Source organism: Streptomyces sp. NPDC088097, assembly GCF_044741845.1.
In the GTDB taxonomy this organism is placed as follows: Bacteria; Actinomycetota; Actinomycetes; order Streptomycetales; family Streptomycetaceae; genus Streptomyces.
On the sequence record NZ_JBIUTJ010000006.1, the window covers coordinates 317,143 to 339,118 of the forward strand.

The window sequence follows — 21,976 nt, forward strand, 5'->3', positions numbered from 1 at the left end:
AACGGATCAGCTCCTCCGGAACGGATCCGACTCCCCGCCGACGAACCCCTCTCCTTCGCGTGAGTGGCTCACGCATGTCCTCGGCATGCCGCGACGCCCCTTGTCCCCTGTGAAAGGTTCATCCGTGTCGCACACCGTCATCCGCCGCATCGCCGCTTCCAAGAAGGCCCTCGCCGGCACCGTCCTCGCGCTCGGTGTCGCCGGTTCCATGCTGGCCACCGCCCCCGCCCAGGCCGCCCCGACGAGCGCCAAGGCGATCGCCCAGCAGATGATCAAGGACCCGGCGCAGTTCGCGGCCTTCAACAAGATCGTGACCCGCGAGTCCGGCTGGAACCACACCGCCACGAACTCCGCCTCCGGCGCCTACGGCCTGGTCCAGGCCCTCCCCGCCTCCAAGATGTCCTCGGCGGGCTCGGACTGGAAGACCAACCCGGCCACCCAGATCAAGTGGGGCCTGGACTACATGAACTCCCGCTACGGCAGCCCCGTCGGCGCCTGGAACTTCTGGCAGTCCCACCACTGGTACTAAGCCGACCCACGGCACCCACGACCAGTGGCAGTGAGCACCACCCGAAGCACGACCGGCGCCGCCGGCAACACCGGCGCCACCCGCACCACCCCGGGCGCCGGCTGACCACGCGCCGCGCCCGTCACACCCGCAGCACCCGCAGCACCCCGGCAGCACAGGCACCACCCGCAGCAGCCGAACACACGCATACGCACAGACATGCGAAGGCCCCGACGGCCGACCTCCCCAGGTCCGGCCCCCGGGGCCTTCGGCTTCCCATCCCACTGGGTCCGTTGCGCGGCGACCGTAACCGGCCGCCACGAGGCGACGGGGCCTAGAGGCGCTGGATGATCGTGCCCGTCGCCAGCGCGCCGCCGGCGCACATGGTGATCAGCGCGAACTCCTTGTCGCGCCGTTCCAGCTCGTGCAGCGCGGTGGTGATCAGCCGGGCGCCGGTGGCGCCGACGGGGTGGCCGAGCGCGATGCCGCCACCGTTGACGTTGACCTTCTCCAGGTCCTGGTCGAAGACCTGGGCCCAGCTGAGGACGACGGAGGCGAAGGCCTCGTTGATCTCGACCAGGTCGATGTCCCTCAGGGACATGCCCGCCTTGCCCAGCACGGCCCGGGTGGCGTCGATCGGCCCGTCCAGGTGGAAGTGCGGGTCGGAGCCGACCAGCGCCTGGGCGACGATGCGGGCGCGCGGGCGCAGCTTGAGGGCGCGCGCCATCTTCCGCGAGGCCCACATCACCGCGGCGGCCCCGTCGGATATCTGCGAGGAGTTCCCGGCGGTGTGCACGGCCGTCGGCATGACCGGCTTGAGCCGGGCCAGGCCCTCCATGTTGGTGTCCCGCAGGCCCTCGTCCCGGTCGACCAGTCGCCACATACCCTGCCCGGCGGCCTGCTCGGCCTCGGTGGTCGGCACCTGCACGGCGAAGGTCTCGCGCTTGAAGCGTTCCTCGGCCCAGGCGGCCGCGGCCCGCTCCTGGGAGAGCACGCCCAGCGTGTCGACGTCCTGGCGGGTGAGGCCCCGGTGACGGGCGATGCGCTCGGCGGCCTCGAACTGGTTCGGGAGGTCCACGTTCCACTCGTCCGGGAAGGGCTTGCCCGGGCCGTGCTTGGACCCCGAGCCCAGCGGGACGCGACTCATCGCCTCGACCCCGCAGGCGATGCCGATGTCGATGACCCCGCCCGAGATCATGTTGGCGACCATGTGGTTGGCCTGCTGAGAGCTGCCGCACTGACAGTCCACGGTGGTCGCGGCGGTCTCGTAGGGCAGTCCCATGGCGAGCCAGGCGGTGCGCGCCGGGTTCATCGACTGTTCGCCGGCGTGGGTGACGGTGCCGCCGACGACCTGCTCGACGCAGTCGGGCTGGATGCCGGTGCGGGCGAGGAGTTCGCGGTAGGTCTCGCCGAGCAGGTAGGCGGGATGGAGGTTCGCCAGGGCTCCCCCGCGTTTCCCGATGGGGGTGCGTACGGCTTCGACGATGACGGGTTCCGCGGCCATGAGCTCGTCCTCTCCTGCACAGCTGTGTCCGTACTGCTGCACGGCACAGCACGCCTGCGCGGCGGGCCCGTCCCGGCGGCCCCGCCCCAACCAGCCCTAACTAGTACGCGTTCTAGTTCTCTCCCGCAGTCTTATGACCTGAGGCCCCGGCACGCAAGGGTCTTGCACGCGGCTCCACGGATTCCACACGCAACAGGTGGCGCGCGGACCCTTGTCACTTGTAGAACTCGTTATTACCTTCGAGCCAACATCTGATGGGCCGTCAGACTCTGGAGTCGCCCGATGCCCTGCCCCGTGCTGCCCGAAGGCTTCGACGCCACCGACCCCGACCTGCTCCAAGACCGGGTCCCCTTCCCGGAGTTCGCGCAGCTTCGGCAGACCGCCCCCGTGTGGTGGTGCCCGCAGCGACGCGGCATCACCGGCTTCGACGACGAGGGCTACTGGGCCGTCACCCGGCACGCGGACGTCAAGTACGTGTCCACCCACCCGGAACTGTTCTCCTCCACCACCAACACGGCGATCATCCGGTTCAACGAGCACATCCCGCGCGATGCGATAGATGCCCAGCGCCTGATCATGCTGAACATGGACCCGCCCGAACACACCCGGGTACGCCAGATCGTGCAGCGGGGCTTCACCCCCCGCGCCATCCGCGGCCTGGAGCAGGCCCTGCGCGACCGGGCCCGGCGGATCGTCGAGGAGGCCTCGGCCGCCTGCGCCGACGGCTCCTTCGACTTCGTCACGCAGGTCGCCTGCGAACTCCCCCTCCAGGCCATCGCCGAGCTGATCGGCGTACCGCAGGAGGACCGTTCCCGGATCTTCGACTGGTCGAACAAGATGATCGCCTACGACGACCCGGAGTACGCGATCACCGAAGAGGTCGGCGCCAACGCGGCGGTGGAACTCATCGGGTACGCGATGAACCTGGCGGCCGCGCGCAAGGAGTGCCCCGCCAAGGACATCGTCACGCAGCTGGTGGCGGCGGAGGGTCAGGGCAACCTGGGCTCCGACGAGTTCGGCTTCTTCGTGCTGCTGCTGGCGGTCGCGGGCAACGAGACCACGCGCAACGCCATCAGCCACGGCATGCACGCCTTCCTCACCCACCCCGAGCAGTGGGAGCTGTACAAGGCGACCCGGCCCTCGACGACCGCGGAGGAGATCGTCCGCTGGGCCACCCCGGTGGTGTCCTTCCAGCGGACCGCCACCCAGGACACCGAACTGGGCGGGCAGAAGATCTCGGCCGGCGACCGGGTCGGGATGTTCTACTCCTCGGCCAACCACGACCCGGAGGTCTTCGAGAACCCGGAGTCCTTCGACATCACCCGCGACCCGAACCCCCACCTCGGCTTCGGCGGCGGCGGACCGCACTTCTGCCTCGGCAAGTCCCTGGCCGTCATGGAGATCGATCTGATCTTCAACGCCCTCGCCGACACCCTGCCCGACCTGCGGCTCGTCGGCCCGGGCCCGCGCCGACTGCGCGCGGCCTGGCTGAACGGCATCAAGGAACTCCGGGTCGGCAACGGCTGACCCGCCGCCGGGACGACGACCTGCGCGACCCCCGCCGCTCAGCCCGCGCGCAGGATCGCGCAGGTCGTCGTCCCGTGGGCGTACAGCTTGCCGTCGTGGGTGCCCACCACGCGGGCCTCGGCGGTGGCCGTGGTGCGGCCCACGTGCAGGGCGGTGCCCTCGCACCGCAGGGTCGGGGTGTCCGCGAGGACCGGGCGGATCATGTGCACGCCGAGCTGGACGGTGGTGTACGCGGTCCCGGCCGGCAGCCGCGTCATCACGGCCGAGCCCAGCGCCGAGTCCAGCAGGGTGGCGAGGAATCCGCCGTGGACCGTACCCATGGGGTTGAGCAGGTGATCGCCCGGGTCCCCCTCGAAGACGGTGAAGCCCTCCCCCACCTCGGTGAGCCGAAACCCGAGGGTGCTCATGACGGAGGCGGCCGGCAAGGTCCCCTTGAGGGCCGCCTCCAGGATCTCCCGTCCGCTCATGGCCATGATTTCGGGGGTGACTTCGGGGCGCGGTCGCCAGGTGTGCGTGCGGGTGCGCAGGGCCTCGGGGGCCTCGGTCTCGTACGGGTTCATGTCACCGACCCTAGGCAGCGGCGGGGGCGGCCGCGAGTGTCGGATCCGGCGGTTCGCGCATCGATTCCGACAGCGCGACAGCACGACGACACGCCCGACCGACCCGTTACCGTGGGCCCGTGAGAATCGCCGTCCTGGCCCTCGACGGGGTCTTCGACTCCGGGATCTCGGCCGTCCTCGACGTGCTGCACACCGCCAACGCCCTGCGCGGACAGCTCGCCGGGGCCGCGCCGCCCGCCTTCGACATCCGTACGGTCGGCGTCCGGCGGCGGATCCGCACCGGCCTGGGCCACCGGATCGACACCGAACCCCTCGCGGTGGCCGCCGACGCGGGGTTGCTGGTCGTACCGGCCCTGAGGGAACGGCGCCCCGGCGTCCTGCTGGAGACCGTGGCCTCGCCCGCGCACCGCGCCGCGCGCCGGCTGCTCGTCGAGGCGCGGGAGCGGCGCACCCCGCTGGCGACCTCCTGCACCGGCACGTTCCTCCTCGCCGAGTCCGGGGTCCTCGACGGGCTCCGGGCCACCACCAGTTGGTGGCTGGCTCCCGTGTTCCGCGAGCGCTACCGCGCGGTGACGGTGGAGGAGACCCGGATGGTGACGACCTGCGACGGTGTCACCACCGCCGGCGCGGCCTTCGGCCACCTCGACCTGGCACTGTCCCTCGTAGGCGGGCGCAGTCCGGCGCTGGCCGCCCTGGTGCGGCGCTACCTCGTGGTCGACGACCGGGCCTCGCAGGCCGCGTACATGATCCCGAGCGCCATGGCCCGCCACGATCCGCTGGTCGCCGCCTTCGAGGAGTGGGTACGGGCCCGCATGGCCGAGCCCCTCTCGATCGCCGACGCCGCCCACGACCTCGGCGTCAGCGAGCGCACCCTCCAGCGCACCATGGCGCGCTCCCTGGGCGTCTCCCCGCTCCGCCTGGTGCAGGACCTGCGCGTCGAGCAGGCGGAACACCTGCTGGCCACCGGGCTCCCGCTGACGGCGGTGGCCCGACGGGTGGGGTACGAGAGCCCGGGCCCGTTGCGCGCCCTCCTGCGCCGCCGCTCCGCGCCGCGGGCGTAGGACGCCCGACTCACGCCGGGGGCGCGCTCCTCACGCCGGGGTTAGTGCGCTCCTCAGGCGGAATGCGCACCTCAGGCGGGGGTGCGCACCGGTTCCGCCCGTGCGGGGGCCTCCGCGCGCTGGGCCGGCAGGTCGACCCGGACCCGGCGCGGGCCCGAGAGGACGTGGACCAGACCGAATCCGGCGACGACGACGGCCGCCCCGCCCACGGCGTCCAGCACCCAGTGGTTGGCGGTCGCGACGATCGCGCACACCGTGATCAGCGGGTGCAGGGCGCCGAGCAGCTTCTGCCAGCCCTTCGGCGCGAGGACGACGATCACGATCCCGCACCACAGCGACCAGCCGAAGTGCAGGGAGGGCATCGCCGCGTACTGGTTGGAGATCGCGGTCATCGCCCCGTACGAGGGGTTCGCGAGGTCCTGCACCCCGTGCACGGTGTCGATGAAGCCCAGGTCCGGCATCAGGCGCGGCGGGGCCAGCGGGTAGAGCCAGAAGCCGAGGAGGGCGATGACGGTGGCCAGGCCGAGGGAGGCGCGGGCCCAGCGGTAGTCGGCCGGACGGCGCCAGTAGAGGACCGCGAGGATCGTGAGGGGGACCACGAAGTGGAAGGAGGTGTAGTAGAAGTTGAAGAACGCCTCCAGCCAGGGCGTCCTGACGACGGCGTGGTTCACGGCGTACTCGATGTCGATGCCGAGCGCCCGCTCGATGGCGTGGATCCGACTGCCGTTGCCCTCGGCGAGGGAGCGGCTGGTGGGGGCGGCGGCGCGGATGTGCGAGTAGAGCGAGTAGCCGACCCGTATCAGCAGCAGTTCCAGCAGCAGGTTCGGGCGGGACAGCACGCGCCGCCAGAACGGCAGCAGCGGCACCTTGGCCCAGCGGGAGGCGGCGGGACGCCCGTAGCGGGTGGGCACGGGCTCGCGCCAGTACGGGGACGAGCGCGGCAGGAACGGCACGGCGCAGGCCGCCGCGAGGGCGGCGAGGAGCAGCACGTTGTCGTGCACGGGGGCCAGCGGGGCCAGGTTCGGCAGCAGGACGGCGCTGGGCAGGGTCATGGCGAGGACCACGGCCACCGGCCACACGGGCCGGTCGGCGGCGCGCCTGCCCACCTTGCCGGCCATCGCGAGCAGCACCCACAGCAGTTGGTGGCGCCAGCCGGTGGGGGCCACGACGACGGCCAGGCAGCCGGTGACGGCGACGGCGAGCAGCAGTTGCCCGTCGCGGGCGTAGCGGGCCGCGCGGCGCAGGCCGATCCAGGCGAGGCCGGCGGCGAGGGCGACGTAGAGCAGGATCTCGGCGGGCCCGCTGAGGCCGAGCCGGAGCAGGGCGCCGTGCAGGGACTGGTTGGCGAGGCTGTCGGGGGCGCCGCCGAGGCCGGTGCCGGCGAGGTGCTCGACCCAGTACGTCCACGAGTCGCGCGGCAGCGAGGCCCAGGACAGCGCGGTGGCCACGGCGAAGGTCACGGCGGCGGTCTTGGCGGTCGGGCGTCTCCCGGCCAGCCACAGCAACGGGGCGAAGAGCAGCAGTCCGGGCTGGAGCGCTGCGGCGAGACCGATCAGGAGACCGGCGGGGCGCTCGCCCGGCACCCGGAACACCGCCAGCAGGACCAGCAGCACCGGCAGGACGGCGGTCTGTCCGGGGGAGGCGGCCTCACGGACGGGCAGCGAGACCATCATCAGCGCGACCAGCGCGGGCGCGGCGAGCAGCGCGGTGCGCCGGGGCACGGGATCGGGCAGTCCGCGCGCGGCGACCAACCCGATCGCGGCGACGAACAACAGGGTCACGCAGGTCCACGCCACTTCCAGGGAGGGCGCGGCAAAGCCGGTCAGCGGCTTGAGGACCAGCCCCGCGAAGGGGGTGCCGGTGAACTGGCCCGCGTCGTAGAGCGAGCCGGGCACGGTGCCGGGTCCGCCCGGGAGGTGGAAGCCGCTGAGCCACTCGCCCGGTGGCACGCGCAGCACGATGGCGGCCTGCCTCAGGGCGAGGACGGCCGCCAGCGCCCACAGCACGAGGCGCGCCGCCCCGAGCCTGCCGCCGGTACCGCCTATGACTCCGGCATGTCCGTTCGCACCGCCGTGCTCCGCCGCGTCAGCCACGCCTCGCCGTCCTCCCGCCCTGTAGACCGCAACCGTGACTTCGCTTGGCTGCCGCTCTCCGTGCCCCGGTTCATGCCCCGGTTCTTTACCTGGGAGGACGATATCCCGCACGGCGTGCCCGGGACCCTCACACGGTCTTCATGGTCAGGTGTAGGAGACTGCACCTCGGATCGGCTTTCCTTCTGAGAGGTGTCCTGTGCCCAGCGTCGTAAAGATCAACGTACTGACCGTGCCCACCGAGCAGCGCGAGGTGCTGGAGCAGCGTTTCGCCTCGCGGGCGGGCACCGTGGAGGGCTCCGACGGCTTCGAGTGGTTCGAGCTGCTGCGCCCCGTCGAGGGCACCGACCAGTACCTCGTCTACACCCGCTGGCGTTCGGAGGCGGACTTCCAGGCCTGGATGGAGGGCCCGATGAAGGCCGCCCACCAGGGCGGGGGCGGTGCGGGTGCCGGTGCGGGTGCTGGTGGCGCTGCGGGGTCGGGCTCGGGTGAGCGGCCGAAGCCGGCCGCGTCCGCCTCGCAGGTGTGGTCGTTCGAGGTCGTGCAGCAGGCGGCGCCGAAGCAGGCCTGAGGCCGCGCCGGGTCACGTCGTACGGAGGGGCCCGGGGGTGTGAGGACCACCCCCGGGCCCCTCCGCGTTCGCGGGCCCTCGTCCGCAGGTCAGCGGCGGTCAGCCGTCGGCCGTCACGAACGCCACAGCCGCCACAGCCGCCACAGCCGCCACAGCCAGTCAGCCCCAGAAGGCGTCGTTCTCGTCGATGTCCTCGACGCACGCGTCGATGTCGCTGATCTTGCCGCCCACGATGGTGAAGAAGAGTCCCTCGTGGATCTCGATGCCCCGGTCACCCCGGTCGCCCTGGGCGAGGTGGAGCGAGATTACGTGGCCCCGGCCGTCCGGCAGGATCTGGTCCACGCGGACGCGGAAGGTGCCCTTCGTCTCCTCGCCGAGCCTGCGGTAGAGGTCGAGGACGGCCTCGCGCCCCTTGTGGTGCCCCGACATCGGGTTGTTGCCGGGAACGTGGTGGATGACGTCGGCCGTCATCAGCGTGCCCATGGTCTCCATGTCGCCCTTGCCGAAGGCCTCGTAGGCCCGGCGGATCAGGGCACGGTCCGGATGCTCCGACATGACGGTCCACCCTCCGGTCGTGTGTTTTACACCTCGTCCCATCATCTGCCCGTGCCTGTGGATATTCCACAGCGGAGATCGCGCACCGGGTCCCACAATGGCGCCATGAACAGCGAATCCACCCCCACCGACACCACGGAGGGACCCGTCACCGGCGGCTGGCAGGTCGCGGCGGAACCCTTCACCGACCCGGACGCCACCGCCCTGCGCCGGGCGTACTACGCGGAGGTCGCCGGCCGGTACTGGAAACGGTCCGTCACCGAGGCGGAGATCGACCAGGGCATGCTCGACTTCCCCTCCGAGGACCTGGCCGCACCGACGGGAGCGTTCCTGGTCGGCCGGCTCGACGGCCGGCCACTGGCCTGCGGCGGCATACGGCTCCTCGACCCGGAGACCGCCGAACTGACCCGGATCTACGTGGACCGTGCCGCCCGCGGCACCGGCGGCGGGGCGGCGCTGCTCGCGGGGCTGGAGGAGGCGGGCCGCTCGCTCGGCGCCCGGCGGGTGCGACTGGACACCCGGTCCGACCTCGTGGAGGCGCGCGCCCTGTACGCGCGTCACGGGTACCGGGAGATACCGGCGTACAGCTCCGGGCCCTACGCGCAGCACTGGTTCGAGAAGCTCCTGCCGTGACCGGCGGCGGTTCGCGAGCCGCGGGCCGTTCGGGCTGCGGCCGGGTCAGGGGGCCGCGTGGTCCCGGCGGGACAGGGTGTCGTAGGGCTCCTCGGAGTCGGACCCGCACAGCTCCCGGTTGATCTCGGTGACCAGTTTGACCAGGTCGGTGGGTCGCTCGGGGCCCCACCAGTCGCCCAGCAGCTCGGCGAGGGACTCCTCGCGGGCGGCGAACAGCCGCGCGGCGGCTTGTCGGCCCCGGTCGGTCAGGACCAGGGAGAGTCCGTCGCGGACCGCGAGTCCACGTTCCTCGACCTCTCGGGCGGCGTCCGTGATGGTCTTGATCGGCACCGCCGTGCGTTCCGCCAGCATCGAGGGCTCCGTCGAGCCGTACTTCTTGATCCGCAGCAGGATCCAACTGGAGGCGGGGAACAGGTCGTAGCCCGCCCTCTCGGTGATCTTCTCGTAGACGTGCCGGCGTCCTTCACGGGTCCCCAGCACGGACAGCGCGCGGGCCACCTCGTCGTGCGATGAGCGCTGCACCGGGTTGGAGGCGAGGGTCTCCGTCACATCGGGCGCGGTGACGGAGGCGCGGAGCTTGTCCTCCTTGAGGAACCAGGCGAACACGAAGGCGACGAGCACCACGGGGACGGCGTAGAGGAACACGTCGGTGATGGCGCTGGAGTAGGCGTCCAGCAGCTTGGGCTGGAGCTCGGCCGGGAGGGTCGCGATGGCCCGCGGGTCGGCCTCCAGCCGCTCGGGGGTCACCCCGGCGGGCAGCGGGACGCCGGCGAGGGCATCGGTGAGTTTGGCACCGAGCCGGTTGGTGAAGATCGTGCCGAAGATGGCGACGCCGAAGGAGGCGCCGATGGAGCGGAAGAAGGTGGCACCGGAGGTGGCGACGCCCAGGTCGGAGTAGCTGACGGAATTCTGCACGACCAGCACCAGGACCTGCATGACCAAACCCAGGCCGACGCCGAAGACGAAGAAGTAGGCGCTCATCTCCCAGTCGGAACTGGTGCGCTCCAGTTGGTGCAGGAGCAGCAGTCCGACGGCGGTGACGGCCGTGCCGACGATGGGGAAGACCTTCCAGCGGCCGGTGCGGCTCACGATCTGCCCGGAGGCGGTGGAGGCGATCAGCAGGCCGAGGACCATCGGCAGCATGTGGACGCCGGACATGGTCGGTGAGACGCCCCGTACGACCTGGAGGAAGGTCGGCAGGTAGACCATCGCGCCGAACATCGCGAAGCCGACGACGAAGCTGATCACCGAGCAGAGGGTGAAGGTGCGGATGCGGAACAGCCCGAGGGGCAGGACGGGTTCGGCGGCCCGTCGCTCGACGGCCACGAAGGCGACGAGCAGGACCACGCCGAGGACGGCCAGTCCGATGATCTGCGCCGATCCCCAGCCCCAGGTCGTGCCGCCGAGGGAGGCGACGAGGACGAGGCAGGTGGCGACGGAGGCGATGAGGAAGGTGCCGAGGTAGTCGATCGTGTGCCGGTCGGAGCGGCTCGGGATGTGCAGGGCGGCCGCGATGACGACGAGCGCGACGAGTCCGATGGGGAGGTTGATGTAGAAGACCCAGCGCCAGGAGAGGTGGTCCACGAACAGCCCGCCGAGCAGGGGCCCGAGCACACTGGTCGCACCGAAGACGGCACCGAACAGGCCCTGGTACTTGCCTCGTTCGCGGGGCGGCACGATGTCGCCGACGATCGCCATCGACAGCACCATCAGTCCACCGCCGCCCAGGCCCTGAAGGGCACGGAAGCCGATCAGCTGCGGCATGTTCTGGGCGAGGCCGCACAGGGCCGAGCCTATGAGGAACAGGACGATGGCGTACTGGAAGAGCTTCTTGCGCCCGTACTGGTCGCCGAGCTTGCCCCACAGGGGCGTGGCGGCGGTCGAGGCCAGCATGTAGGCGGTGACCACCCACGACAGGTGATCCATGCCCCCGAGGTCGCTGACGATGGTCGGGAGCGCCGTCGAGACGATGGTCTGGTCGAGGGAGGAGATCAGCAGGCCCAACAACAGGGCGCCGATCGAGACGAGTACTTCACGGGAGGCGTGCTCGGCGCCGGGACCGGGGTCCACGGCCGACGCGGTCACTTCCTGGGCCATCGGCTCCTCCTCGGGCGAGATCAGCCCTTCCATCCTGAGCGGTGTGTCCCGTTATGGCCTGTCGGGGGGGTTGGGCAACGGCTTGGGCGGGGCCTGAGGGGTCTGCATAATCGCAGGCAGTTGCCCAGGGAGGGGTTCCAGTGAGCGCTGAGCGCTGTCCAGATTGCCGCGCCGTGGCCGCGGGCTGCGAGTGCGGACCGAGGGACGAGTTCGAGCCGCTGCGCGTCCGCCCGTACATCGGCCTGCCCGAGCCCGACCAGCAGAGCCCGAACCAGACGCCCCCACAGCCGGTCCTGGGCGCGATAGCCCACCCCGGCGGGACGGGCATGACCCGGCCCGGCGGGGAGAACATGGCCCGGCCCGGCGGGGAGGACATGGCTCAGCCCGGTCAGGAAGGCATGGCCGGCCCCGGAGGGGAAGGCATGGCCCGGCCTGGTGGGGCGGGCGCGGCCCGGCCCGGTCAGGAAGGCAATGCCGCGCCCGGCGAGGAAGGCATAGCCCGGCCCGGTGGGGCGGCTGTGACCCCGCCCGGCGGCGAGGGCTTGGCCCGACCCGGTGGGGCGGGCATGGCCGGACCCGGCGGTGCGGGCTCGGCCCGACCCGGCGGGCAGGCGGTGGCCCAGCCCGGCGGTGAAGGCATGGCCTGGCCCCGCGGGGCGGGCACACACGCCGCGATGGGCGGAGCCGGTGTGTCGGGTGGGGCCGGTGTGTCGGGTGGCGGGGGCGGGGGCGGGGGGAACGAGGAGCGGCACGACGAGGCTCCGACCGCCCTCCTCCCACCGGTTCCCCCGGCCCCGGCCGGCCGGCCGTCCGCACCGCCGGTTCCGCACGCCGTTCCGGCGGTGCCGGGCGGGGCGGTGGAGTCGGACACCCCCGCGTACGGGATGGAAGTACCGCCCGCGCCGGAGCAGACCGTGCAGCTGCGGGCCGTTCCGCCGCAGGGTCCCGGCGCGGGCACGACCGCGGGCCCGGGCCCGGCCGGGTACGCCGATCACCCCGGCGAGTCCGGGTACGGCGGTCAGCCCGGCCCGTCCGGGCACGCCGAGCCCGCCGGTTACCCCGGGCCCCACGGATACGCCGATCCCGCCGGGCCCGCCGGCCACTCCGGCTACCCCGGCCACCCCGACCACTCGGGCCACCCCGGACCCGCCGGGTACCCCGGACCGGCCGACCACGCCGGTTCGCCGGGGCCGCACGCTCCCGCGCGGCGCTCGTCCCGGCGGCTGGTGCCGCTGCTGGTCGGCGTCGGTGCAGTGGTGGCCGCCGCAGTGGTGGCGCTGGCCCTCGGCCTGTTCTCGGGCTCCGGGGAGAGCGGCTCCCCCCAGGCCGACGCGAAGCCCTCGGGCCCGTCGGCCGCCCCCGTGGCCCCGGTCGACCCCAGTGCCTCGGGGGCTTCCACCGGGCCGACGCCGAGCGCCTCCACGTCCGCGTCCCCGTCGGCGAGCCCCTCGCGCTCCGCGTCGCCGTCCGCCTCGCCGAGCGCGTCCCGGACCTCGGCCGCCCCGTCGCCGTCCGCGAGCCGTACCGCCAAGCCGACCCCGTCGCCGCCGAAGCCGCCCGTCCAGGCGCCGACCCTGCGGTACGGGGACTCCGGCCCCGAGGTGCTGAAGCTCCAGCAGGCCCTGGCCGGCCAAGGCCTCTACCGGGGTCGCCTGGACAGCCGGTTCGGTCGCTCCGTGGAGAACGCGGTGCAGAGCTTCCAGTTCGAGAACGGCATCTACGAGGACGGCTTGGGCGTCTACGGGGCCGCGACCCGCCGCGCCCTGGAGGGATGAGGCGCGGCTCGGAGGGACGGGCTCCTGAGGGAGGGGCTTCCAAGGAACGGGCCGGGGAGCGATAGGGGATACGTCACTCGCCGCCGGGTGGCGCGAACCCTCCCCGGTTTTGTATCGTGTAGAAACAAAGTGGTTCCGTCCGCACTCCCTGACCGGTGGACGGAACCACTTGTTCTCTTTCCCGCCCCGTCTGGAGCCCCGCCGATGTCGGCCAGCACCACCACCGCCCCCACCGTCCTCACCGCCAAGGCGTTGCTGCTGGACATGGACGGCACGATCGTCAACTCCGACGCGGTGGTCGAGCGCTGCTGGCGCGACTGGGCGGTCTCCCACGGGCTGGACCCGGAGGAAGCCCTCAAGGTGGTCCACGGCCGGCAGGGCTACGCCACCATGGCGATCCTGCTGCCCGAGCGTCCGATGGAGCTGAACCACGCCGACAACAAGGTGATGCTCGCCCGCGAGACCGCCGACACCGACGGGGTGGTCCCGGTCGGTGGCGCTCCGGAGTTCATGGCCGCCCTCGCGGAGCTGCCGCACGCGCTGGTCACCTCCGCCGACGCCGCTCTGGCCGAGGCCCGGATGACGGCGGCCGCGCTCCCGATGCCACGGATCCGCGTCACCGCCGAGTCGGTCGGCGCCAGCAAGCCCGACCCCGAGGGCTTCCTCAAGGGCGCCGCCGAGCTGGGCGTGGACCCCGCCGACTGCGTGGTCTTCGAGGACTCCGCCGCAGGCATCGCCGCCGGTCTCGCGGCCGGCATGCGCGTGATCGGCATCGGCCCCCGCGCCGCCGCCCACGCCCCGACGGCCCACGTCCCGGACCTCACCTCGGTCGACGTCTCCGCCTCCCCCGAGGGCCTGATCACCCTCACCCTCACCCTCACCCCGCGCGCGTAGGCAGCACACCGCCCACCCCGATCCGAAGGCCGGCCAACGCACCCACCCCCGTACCGGGTCGAGGCGCCCCGGCGGCCGGGTGACGGCGGCCCCCGACGCGGGTCGGCCACCGACCCGCCCACCGCCCCCGCGGGCCGGGGCCTACTGGCCCACGCGCCCGTCGATCCGCTCCCGCAGGAAATCGGCGTGCCCGTTGTGCCGGGCGTACTCCTCGATCATGTGCACCAGCACCTCCCGCAGCTCCATCGGCTCACCGCCGCAGTCGCCCGTGACCCCCAGGTCCGGAGCCCCCTCGACGAGCCGTTCCGCGAAGGCGACCTCGGCCTTCCAGGTCACCCACGCCTCCGCGACGACCTCGGGGTCGGGCACGGCGCCGGTGAACTCCCCCTCGGGCTCCTCCGGCGACCGGTAGAGCCGCTCCGTCCGCTCCCCCGCCATGACCTGGCGGAACCACTTCCGCTCCACTCCCGCGAGGTGGCGCACCAGGCCCAGCAGGGACAGGGTCGAGGGTTCGACGGCCCGGCGGGCCATCGCGTCGGCGTCGAGCCCGGCGCACTTCAGTTCCAACGTCAGCCGCTGGTCCCGCAAGTACCCGGCCAGGATGGCCCGTTCACCCCGGAAGCCGCCGTCGGAACGGGCGTCCTCGTCGGGGTGGACGAACATGTTGGACCACGCGAAACCCCCGGACCCCGAAGCGGGTTCGACGGCCGGTGCGAGCTCGGGTGCGGGTACGGATACGGGCTCGGGTGCGGGTACGGGTACGGGTGCGGGCTCGGGTACGGGTACGGGTACGGGCTCGAATACGGAATCAGGTGCGCTCACGCCGACGAGCGTCGCCGCGGGCCCGGAGCCCCGCAAGGGGTTTTCCGGGCCCGCGACCAGCCCACCGCGCTACGCGCGCCACCGCGAAGCCGCACCGCCGATCAGCCCGCGATCGCCTCGTACAGCGAGAACACCGCCAGGGCCGCCATGACGGCTGCGGCGATCTTGGTGATAAGCCGCAGCGGCACGTACTTCATGAGCGTGCGCCCACCCAGGATGCCGATGCCCGCGACGGCCCACAGGGCCAGGACGGCGCCGAGGCCCACGGAGACCGGATTGTCGTAGCGCGCCGCGAGGTTGGCGGTCATTATCTGGGTCAGGTCGCCGAACTCGGCGACCAGGATCAGCATGAAGCCGGCCCCCGAGACCTTCCAGAAGGACTGGTCGGCGGGCGGCTTGACCTCCTCGTCCTCGTCGTTTTTCTTCAGGAGCAGCACGGCCGCGCCCGCGAGGAAGAGGACACCGACAACGGCTTGGACCAGCCGGTGCGGGAGCAGGGTGAGCACGCTGCCGGCCGCGATGGCGAGGGCCACGTGCACGGCGAAGGCGGCGGCGACGCCGACGAAGACGTAGGAGGCGCGGTAGCGGGTACCGAGCATCAGTCCGGCGAGGGCCGTCTTGTCCGGGAGTTCGGCGAGGAAGACGACTCCGAAGGCGATCGCCATGACGGTGAAACTGAACACGGGGTGAAACCTCGATCGGTCGGGCAGACGCCATCGAACCGAGAGGACCTGGGGTGTTTCAGGGGTCGCTTCGGCACGGCGGCGCCCTGAGGGTGTGAACACACGACGCGTTTACGTGCGTCACGCGGACAGGACACTGCGGCCGAAGGTCTCGCTGGCCGACCGCTGACGCTGCCTGCCTCCGGGCGCCGGCTGGAGTGACCCAGCAGTATGTCGACGGTCCGGCGAAGAGCTACTCCCCTTCTGCGCCTCCAGGGTACGTGATCGAGCCCGCCGCCCACAGCCCGCCCGCTATGTGAGCTTGGCCCCACTTCGCCGCGACCGCTGCGGCGCGATCCCTTCACCCGAACCCGCCCACGCGCCCCACGTGCCCCGCACGCCCCGCACGCCCCGCACGCCCCGCCGCAGCCTTCCACCACCTCCGCCGCACTTCCATCACCCTTTCGCCGCCCTGCCGTCGCCCTTCCGCGACTCTTCACACGGGCGCGCACCTACGGAATCCCAACTTCCCTTTCGCTCCTGCGGATTGCACACCTTGATGTGACGTGCACATGTCGGCAATCTGTCACCTGGTGCCCGTCCCCGCGACATCCGGCGCCGCCAGCATGGCCGCGCCCCGCCGGGGTCGTACGGCCACCACTCCCCCGCACGCAGGAGTCCCCGATGTCCTTCACCACCCCCCGCACGTCCTCCGTCTACGCGCGTGGAGCCGGGCGCCTCGGGCGTTTCGGTCGCCTCGGAGTCCTCGCCTCCACCGTCGCCCTCGCCTCCCTCACCTCGCTCGTGAACGCCCCCGCGGCGCTGGCTTCCCCTCCCACCCCCATCAGCGCGGCGGCGGCCCGCTCCTACCTGGCCACGGTGAGCCCCGCGGCCGAGGGGTCCCTCAGCGGCTACAGCCGCACCCTGTTCCCGCACTGGAGCACGGTCTCCGGCACCTGTAACACCCGCGAGACGGTCCTCAAGCGGGACGGGGTCAACGTCTCCGTCGACTCGGCCTGCGCCGCCGTGAGCGGAAGCTGGTACTCCGAGTACGACGGCGCCACTTGGACCGCCGCGTCCGACATCGACATCGACCACATGGTCCCCCTCGCCGAGGCCTGGCGTTCGGGCGCCAGTTCCTGGACCACGGCGCAGCGCCAGCAGTTCGCGAACGACCTCACCCGCCCCCAGCTCATAGCGGTCACCGACAACGTCAACCAGGCCAAGGGCGACCTCGACCCGGGCAAGTGGCTGCCGTCGCGCACCGCCTACCGCTGCACGTACGCCCGGATGTGGGTCCAGGTGAAGCAGTACTGGAACCTGGCCATGGACTCCGGCGAGAAGACGGCCCTGGTCAACATCCTCAACGGCTGCTGACCTGCTGATCCGGGCCATCGCGGCCGGCCTCCCGGGCCGGCTCCCACGACATTAACCCCTCCTCTCCCCCGCCAGGGGGAGGCCAGGCCGCCCCTGCGCCCCGTACCGTGATCGAAAGGGCTGTTGAGGAGGGGGAGTTGCATGGCCGCACTGCGTCTTGGGCCTCTGCTGCGCTATGTCGACTGGGACACGGGTGGATCCGCCACGATATGGATCGAGGCGGATCGCCCGTGCACGGCGCGGGTACGGTGCGCCGACGGCTCCGGGGGGACTTCCCGCACCTTCCAGATAGCGGGCCACCACTACGCGCTCGTACCGGTCACCGGTCTGAGCCCGGGCTCCACCACGGCCTACGAGGTGTCGCTCGACGGGATCCTCGTCTGGCCGGACCCCGGAAGCGCCTTCCCCCCGAGCACGATCAGCACCCCGGCCGTCGGACCCACGCCCGCGCCCGCCTCCGCACCCATACGCACGCCCACATCCACGGCCACATCTGCATCCGCATCCACGTCCGCGCCGGTTCTCCGGGTCACCTTCGGCTCCTGCCGGCAGGCCGCCCCGCCGGCCGACCGGCGCGGACCGCACGGCGCGGACGCCCTCGACACCCTGGCCGCACGCCTCGCGGCGGAACCGGACGCGCTCCGGCCGGACGTCCTGCTCCTGCTCGGCGACCAGGTCTACGCCGACCAACTGTCCCGGGCGACCAGACGCTGGCTCGCCGGCCGCCGGGACCTGCGGGAGGCGCCGGGCGCGCAGGTCGCGGACTACGAGGAGTACACCCGGCTCTACTACGAGTCCTGGCTCGACCCCGAGATCCGCTGGCTGCTCTCCACCGTGCCGAGCCTGCACATGTTCGACGACCACGACGTCATCGACGACTGGAACACCAGCGCGGCCTGGTTGGCGGAGATGCGGGCCACTCCGTGGTGGTCGGAGCGGGTGCTCAGCGGGCTGATGTCGTACTGGGTGTACCAGCACCTCGGCAACCTCTCCCCCGCCGAACTCGACGCCGACGCGCTGTACGCGGCGATACGCGCGTCCCCCGACGGCACCGAGGCCCTGCGTGCCTTCGCGGCCGCGGCGGACGCCGACCCCGCCTCGACCCGCTGGAGTTACCGCCGCGACTTCGGCCGGTCACGGCTGTTGATGGTCGACACCCGCGCGGCGCGGGTGCTGGCCGAGGACGGGCGGGCGATGCTCGACCCGGCCGAGTTCGCCTGGCTCCGGGAGAACGCCCTGGCCGGGCAGGGCCGTTACGACCACCTGCTGATCGGCTCCTCCCTGCCGTGGTTGATGCCGCCGCTCATCCACGACGCGGAAGTGTGGAACGCCGCGCTGTGCCGGGGCGAGCGCGGTGACCGGTGGGCGCGCGTCGGTGAGGACCTGCGTCGGCGCAGCGATCTGGAGCACTGGGCCGCCTTCCCGTCCTCCTTCGCGATGTTGAGCGATCTGATCGAGGAGGTGGGGACGGGGCCGAGGGCTCCCGCGACGGTCTGCGTCCTTTCCGGAGACGTGCACCACGCGTACGTGGCCGAGCCCCTCATACCGAGCACGGCCCGGGTGTTCCAGCTGACCTGCTCGCCGGTGCACAACTCGATCCACACGGCGGTGAAGTGGGGATTCCGGCTGGGCTGGTCACGACTGGGCCGGTGGCTGGGACGGGGCTTCTCACGGCACGGGCGCACGGGCCGCCCGCCCGTGAGTTGGCGGCGTACGGGTGGCCCCTGGTTCGGCAACCAGCTGATGACCCTGGCCCTGTCGGGTCGCAGTGCGCGGCTGCGGCTGGACCAGGCCCGCAAAGGACGGTCTGGGGCCCGGCTGGTGACGGTGCTGGACCGGGAGCTGACGTCGGCGGAGTAGGGGGCAGGGCGTATTCTGTATGGCTGTCAAGCCGCCCCTGCCGCTCCCCGCGACGACGCGGCGCTTCGGACTGGGGAGTTCCGCTGTGCTTGAGACGCTGGGGTCGCTGACCGCGAGCCCCTGGATCTACGTCGTGGTGGCGGTGTCCGTCGTCCTCGACGTGTTCCTGCCGGTCCTGCCGAGCGGCGTACTGGTGATCACCGCCGCTGCCGCCGCGGCGGCAGCCGGCACCGCCGCGGGTACTCCGGCGCGGGTGCCGGACATCATGGCGCTGCTGGTCATCGCCACGACCGCCTCGGTGCTGGGCGACATGGCGGCGTACCGGCTGGCCCGGCGCGGCGGAGCCCGACTGGACCGCGCCATCGCCCGGTCCCGCCGCCTGACCCGGGCCCACGAACGCCTGGGCACGGCCCTGGCGCGCGGCGGCGGCGCCTTGGTGGTGATCGCCCGCTTCGCCCCGGCGGGCCGCTCGGTGGTGTCCCTGGGTGCGGGCAAGACCCAGCGCGAGGTGAAGGAGTTCCTGCCCTGGTCGGTCCTGGCCGGGATGACCTGGGCGGGCTACAGCGTGGCGCTGGGCTACTTCGGCACCCAGTGGCTGGGCACGACCTGGCTCGGCACCGCGGTCTCCCTGTTCGCCCTCTTCGCGGCGGGCTCCTTGGCCGCCTTCCTCATCCGCCGCCCACCCCCGGCCCCGACCCCCGCCACCTGAGGATCCGAAAGCGACGGCCCAGGGCCCTGCACCCGCGTTCGGGCCCCCGTACCCCCGTCCGGCCTAGGCCGGACGGGGCAGCCGTTCACCCGTTCACCCGACACCGATCGCCGCCTCCCTGCCGGGCTTCTAGCGTCCAGAGCACGACGCACCACCGAGTGCGCGTCACATCCGTGCCCTGGCCGCGCCATTTCGAGGAGCCCGAGGAGTCCATTCCATGTCCCCGTCCCGCCCGCGCACCCGCACCCGCACCCTCCACAGCCACCGTCAACGCCTGACGGGACTCGCGGCCACGGCCCTCATCGTCGCCGCCGTCACCCCCGTCGCGCTCGTCGTCACCGTGACCACCGCTTCGGCCGCCCCCACCGCCACCGTCTCGCCCGGCACCGTCGCCCCCGGTGGTCGGGTCAGCCTCAACGTGGAGGGCTGCGGCACCAAGACCGGCAAGGCCACTTCCCGCGCCTTCGGCGACGTCACGCTGACGCCGGGCAACCTGGAGGCGACCAACCTCTTCGGCGCGGCCACGGTCTACCGCGACGCCCCCACCGGCTCCCACCCGGTCACCTTCGAGTGCGCAAACACGGGCCGGCGCGTCACCGTCAGCCTCCAGGTCACTCCCGGAGCCGCCCGCGGCGGCCTCGGCGGCAGCGTCGACCCGATGAGCCCGGGCCAGATGGCACTGGGCGGCACCTTCGCGGCCACCGCGCTCGGCGCCGGTGTGTGGGTGCTGCGCCGCCGCTCGGCAACGGCCCACTGACGGGGCCCCGCCCGCACCCCCCGCGCGCGGCAGCCGCACCCCGCACGGCACGGGGGTGGCCGATGGTCCCGCCGACTCGGGACCTTCCCCACTCCCTCCCCGCGTCCGGCGCCACGAGGCTGGGTCCACGGACCCACCTCGAAGGAGCCAGCCATGCACCGGACGCCCGAGCACCCCGTGATCGCCGCCGTGGACGGTTCCGAGAGCGGCAACCGGGCGCTGGAGTGGGCCGTCTCCCAGGCCCTGTTGGTCGGCGCCCCGCTCCGGATCGTGCACGCCCGGCTCTACATGAACACCATCGGCGCGATCATGTCGGCGGGCTTCCAGGAGTCCGGCGCGGACGACGACCCCGTGCTCGTCCGGGTCGGGGCGGCTCTGGCAGGACGCACCGGGCTCCCCCCGATCGAGTACGCCTCCCACCCCGGCACCCCGGACGAGGTGCTGCCGAACCTCGGTGAGGGCGCCCAGCTGATGGTCCTCGGCTCGCGCGGGCGCGGCGGCTTCGCGAGCCTGCTGCTCGGGTCGAACGGCCTGGCCTGCGCCGCCCGCGCCGCCTGCCCGGTCGTGGTGGTCCCCCGCGCCCCGGCGGCGCTCCGCGACCCGTACGGGCAGCTCGTGCTCGGCGTGAACGCGGCGGCCCCGGACGACAGCACCACCCACTTCGCCTTCCGCGAGGCGTCCCGGCGCGGGGCTCGGCTGCGGGTGGTCGTGGCGCACCCGTGGGCCGGTCCCGTGTTCACTCCGGCCGGCCCGCTCGCCGCCGCCGCACACCCCGACGGCCCCGCCCAGGATCGCGCCCGGCACCAGGTGGCCGCCCTGGTCGCGGCGCACCTGCGCCCGCACACGGAGCGTTTCCCCGAGGTGGAGGTCGAGGTGGTCGTGGCCCCGGGAGACGCCGCCGGGCACCTGGTCGCCGCGTCCATGGCCGCTGATCTCGTCGTCATCGGCCGCCACCGCAGGCGTCCGCTCTCCCCGCGCCTGGGCTCCGTCACCAACGCGGTCCTGCTGCACACGGGCTGCCCCGTCGCGGTGGTCCCCCTGGAGGAATGCGCGGTCCCGGCGACGGCCTCGTAGGCGGATCTAGGCCGTCGCCGACGCCGCCGTCGCCGCCTGTCCGCGGACGTGGACCCCGTCGAGGAGGTCACGGGTGGCCTCGGCGACGGCATCGACGGCGGCCTCGAACACCTCCCGGTTGTGCGCGGCGGGGGCCCGGAAGCCGGACACCTTCCTCACGTACTGGAGCGCGGCCGCGCGGATCTCCTCCTCGGTGGCCTTCTCGGGGATGGCGGGCGGGCGCAGGGTCTTAATGGAACGGCACATACCTCCACTATCGCGCGCCCCGCGCTACGCCGGAGGGAGTTCGGCTCCGGACAGTTTCATGACCAGCCCGGCCTGGAGGCGCCCTCTCATCACCGGGTCGGCGACCTCGTCCAGCAGCCCGATCGCCTGCTGGATGCTCTCGGCCGCCCGCCGGTCCTCCCGGAGGGCCGCGGTCTGGGCGGCCATGTGTCGCAGCGCGATGTCGGCCCGCCGGTGGAAGAGCTGCCCGACCAGGGTGACGACCAGCCCGACGGAGCTGGTCACGACCCCGAGGTACGCGTCCCCCGCGCTCTGCGCCTTCCAGACCGCGAGCCCCACCCCGAAGAGCAGGATCGCCGCGCCGATCGCGGCGAACCCCTGACTGGTCGCGAAGCTGCTGCGCGCCTGCGTCAGTCCGTAGGCGTAGTACTCCACGAGGATCGGGGTGAAGTCGTCGTGCCGGTCTCCGAGTTCGGCGGGGCCCACCCCCCTCGCCCCGGCGTCGACGAGCCGGTGGTCCGCCGGCTCCCCCTCCGCGACGGGAATCCCCGTCGCGGCGAGCAGCCGCCTGCGCTCCTCGTCCCGCCGCCGGTCGAACCGTCGCGACCCGAACCTCTCGACGACCACCGCGCCACCACCGAGCAACCCAATGGCCCCCGCCCCCCACAGCCACTCCGCCACACCTGCCATCACCACCACCCCCGCGGGTAGATCC

21 protein-coding genes are annotated in these 21,976 nt (G+C 72.7%); 12 read left to right on the forward strand and 9 right to left on the reverse strand.

Going from position 1 to position 21,976, the window contains the following annotated elements; translation table 11 throughout:
• The first annotated feature begins 85 nt into the window (after positions 1 to 85).
• Positions 86 to 529 (forward strand): transglycosylase SLT domain-containing protein, encoded by a 444-nt coding sequence (locus ACIOD1_RS20935; RefSeq protein ID WP_401903842.1) that lies wholly within the window; start codon positions 86 to 88, stop codon positions 527 to 529.
• A gap of 313 nt (positions 530 to 842) precedes the next feature.
• On the opposite strand, the gene ACIOD1_RS20940 is transcribed toward ACIOD1_RS20935, so the two are convergent.
• Positions 843 to 2,012: a steroid 3-ketoacyl-CoA thiolase gene (locus ACIOD1_RS20940; RefSeq protein ID WP_365614195.1), complete on the reverse strand. Its 1,170-nt coding sequence runs from the start codon at positions 2,010 to 2,012 to the stop codon at positions 843 to 845.
• A 282-nt stretch (positions 2,013 to 2,294) separates the two neighbouring features.
• On the opposite strand from ACIOD1_RS20940, the gene ACIOD1_RS20945 reads away from it, so the two are divergent.
• Positions 2,295 to 3,539, forward strand: coding sequence for a cytochrome P450 (locus tag ACIOD1_RS20945; protein WP_401903845.1), 1,245 nt, complete (start codon positions 2,295 to 2,297; stop codon positions 3,537 to 3,539).
• A 38-nt stretch (positions 3,540 to 3,577) separates the two neighbouring features.
• On the opposite strand, the gene ACIOD1_RS20950 is transcribed toward ACIOD1_RS20945, so the two are convergent.
• The gene (locus tag ACIOD1_RS20950; protein ID WP_365614201.1) at positions 3,578 to 4,099 is read right to left on the reverse strand and encodes a PaaI family thioesterase; all 522 of its coding nucleotides are present in this window, start codon (positions 4,097 to 4,099) and stop codon (positions 3,578 to 3,580) included.
• A 119-nt stretch (positions 4,100 to 4,218) separates the two neighbouring features.
• Between ACIOD1_RS20950 and ACIOD1_RS20955 the strand changes: the two genes are divergently transcribed.
• Entirely contained in the window at positions 4,219 to 5,160 is a 942-nt protein-coding gene (locus tag ACIOD1_RS20955; RefSeq protein WP_365614204.1) for a helix-turn-helix domain-containing protein, read from the forward strand.
• A gap of 71 nt (positions 5,161 to 5,231) precedes the next feature.
• On the opposite strand, the gene ACIOD1_RS20960 is transcribed toward ACIOD1_RS20955, so the two are convergent.
• Positions 5,232 to 7,253, reverse strand: a complete 2,022-nt coding sequence (locus tag ACIOD1_RS20960) for a bifunctional glycosyltransferase 87/phosphatase PAP2 family protein (protein WP_365614206.1) — start codon at positions 7,251 to 7,253, stop codon at positions 5,232 to 5,234.
• A gap of 196 nt (positions 7,254 to 7,449) precedes the next feature.
• On the opposite strand from ACIOD1_RS20960, the gene ACIOD1_RS20965 reads away from it, so the two are divergent.
• On the forward strand, positions 7,450 to 7,821 hold the full coding sequence (locus tag ACIOD1_RS20965) for an antibiotic biosynthesis monooxygenase family protein (RefSeq protein WP_401903849.1): 372 nt from the start codon (positions 7,450 to 7,452) through the stop codon (positions 7,819 to 7,821).
• A gap of 159 nt (positions 7,822 to 7,980) precedes the next feature.
• Here ACIOD1_RS20965 and ACIOD1_RS20970 read toward each other — a convergent pair whose 3' ends face one another.
• A complete protein-coding gene (locus ACIOD1_RS20970; RefSeq protein WP_365614211.1) occupies positions 7,981 to 8,376 on the reverse strand; it encodes a nuclear transport factor 2 family protein in 396 nt (131 codons plus the stop codon).
• A gap of 105 nt (positions 8,377 to 8,481) precedes the next feature.
• Between ACIOD1_RS20970 and ACIOD1_RS20975 the strand changes: the two genes are divergently transcribed.
• Positions 8,482 to 9,009 carry a GNAT family N-acetyltransferase gene (locus ACIOD1_RS20975; protein WP_365614214.1) on the forward strand — a complete coding sequence of 176 codons (528 nt, stop codon included), beginning with the start codon at positions 8,482 to 8,484 and terminating at the stop codon, positions 9,007 to 9,009.
• 45 nt (positions 9,010 to 9,054) lie between these two features.
• On the opposite strand, the gene ACIOD1_RS20980 is transcribed toward ACIOD1_RS20975, so the two are convergent.
• The gene (locus tag ACIOD1_RS20980; protein WP_401903852.1) at positions 9,055 to 11,106 is read right to left on the reverse strand and encodes an MFS transporter; all 2,052 of its coding nucleotides are present in this window, start codon (positions 11,104 to 11,106) and stop codon (positions 9,055 to 9,057) included.
• A 140-nt stretch (positions 11,107 to 11,246) separates the two neighbouring features.
• Between ACIOD1_RS20980 and ACIOD1_RS20985 the strand changes: the two genes are divergently transcribed.
• Together ACIOD1_RS20985 and ACIOD1_RS20990 are read left to right on the forward strand one after the other, a co-directional pair.
• On the forward strand, positions 11,247 to 12,881 hold the full coding sequence (locus ACIOD1_RS20985; protein WP_401903855.1) for a peptidoglycan-binding protein: 1,635 nt from the start codon (positions 11,247 to 11,249) through the stop codon (positions 12,879 to 12,881).
• Between the two features lie 204 nt (positions 12,882 to 13,085).
• Positions 13,086 to 13,775, forward strand: coding sequence for an HAD-IA family hydrolase (locus ACIOD1_RS20990; RefSeq protein ID WP_365614222.1), 690 nt, complete (start codon positions 13,086 to 13,088; stop codon positions 13,773 to 13,775).
• 141 nt (positions 13,776 to 13,916) lie between these two features.
• Here ACIOD1_RS20990 and ACIOD1_RS20995 read toward each other — a convergent pair whose 3' ends face one another.
• Both ACIOD1_RS20995 and ACIOD1_RS21000 read right to left on the reverse strand, forming a co-directional pair.
• Positions 13,917 to 14,438 carry a DinB family protein gene (locus tag ACIOD1_RS20995; protein WP_365615024.1) on the reverse strand — a complete coding sequence of 174 codons (522 nt, stop codon included), beginning with the start codon at positions 14,436 to 14,438 and terminating at the stop codon, positions 13,917 to 13,919.
• 260 nt (positions 14,439 to 14,698) lie between these two features.
• Positions 14,699 to 15,280, reverse strand: coding sequence for a TMEM165/GDT1 family protein (locus ACIOD1_RS21000; protein ID WP_365614225.1), 582 nt, complete (start codon positions 15,278 to 15,280; stop codon positions 14,699 to 14,701).
• Positions 15,281 to 15,943: 663 nt separating this feature from the next.
• Between ACIOD1_RS21000 and ACIOD1_RS21005 the strand changes: the two genes are divergently transcribed.
• From ACIOD1_RS21005 to ACIOD1_RS21025, 5 genes are all read left to right on the forward strand, one after another.
• Positions 15,944 to 16,636 (forward strand): HNH endonuclease family protein, encoded by a 693-nt coding sequence (locus tag ACIOD1_RS21005; protein ID WP_365614228.1) that lies wholly within the window; start codon positions 15,944 to 15,946, stop codon positions 16,634 to 16,636.
• A gap of 141 nt (positions 16,637 to 16,777) precedes the next feature.
• Positions 16,778 to 18,496, forward strand: coding sequence for an alkaline phosphatase D family protein (locus ACIOD1_RS21010; RefSeq protein ID WP_401903858.1), 1,719 nt, complete (start codon positions 16,778 to 16,780; stop codon positions 18,494 to 18,496).
• 85 nt (positions 18,497 to 18,581) lie between these two features.
• Entirely contained in the window at positions 18,582 to 19,205 is a 624-nt protein-coding gene (locus ACIOD1_RS21015; protein ID WP_365614234.1) for a VTT domain-containing protein, read from the forward strand.
• A gap of 217 nt (positions 19,206 to 19,422) precedes the next feature.
• Positions 19,423 to 19,962, forward strand: a complete 540-nt coding sequence (locus ACIOD1_RS21020) for a hypothetical protein (protein WP_401903860.1) — start codon at positions 19,423 to 19,425, stop codon at positions 19,960 to 19,962.
• A 153-nt stretch (positions 19,963 to 20,115) separates the two neighbouring features.
• Complete coding sequence (locus ACIOD1_RS21025; RefSeq protein ID WP_401903862.1) at positions 20,116 to 21,036, forward strand: universal stress protein; 921 nt, start codon at positions 20,116 to 20,118, stop codon at positions 21,034 to 21,036.
• A gap of 6 nt (positions 21,037 to 21,042) precedes the next feature.
• On the opposite strand, the gene ACIOD1_RS21030 is transcribed toward ACIOD1_RS21025, so the two are convergent.
• Entirely contained in the window at positions 21,043 to 21,282 is a 240-nt protein-coding gene (locus tag ACIOD1_RS21030) for a DUF2277 domain-containing protein (RefSeq protein ID WP_365614243.1), read from the reverse strand.
• A 24-nt stretch (positions 21,283 to 21,306) separates the two neighbouring features.
• On the reverse strand, positions 21,307 to 21,951 hold the full coding sequence (locus ACIOD1_RS21035; RefSeq protein WP_365614246.1) for a hypothetical protein: 645 nt from the start codon (positions 21,949 to 21,951) through the stop codon (positions 21,307 to 21,309).
• Positions 21,952 to 21,976: the final 25 nt, after the last annotated feature.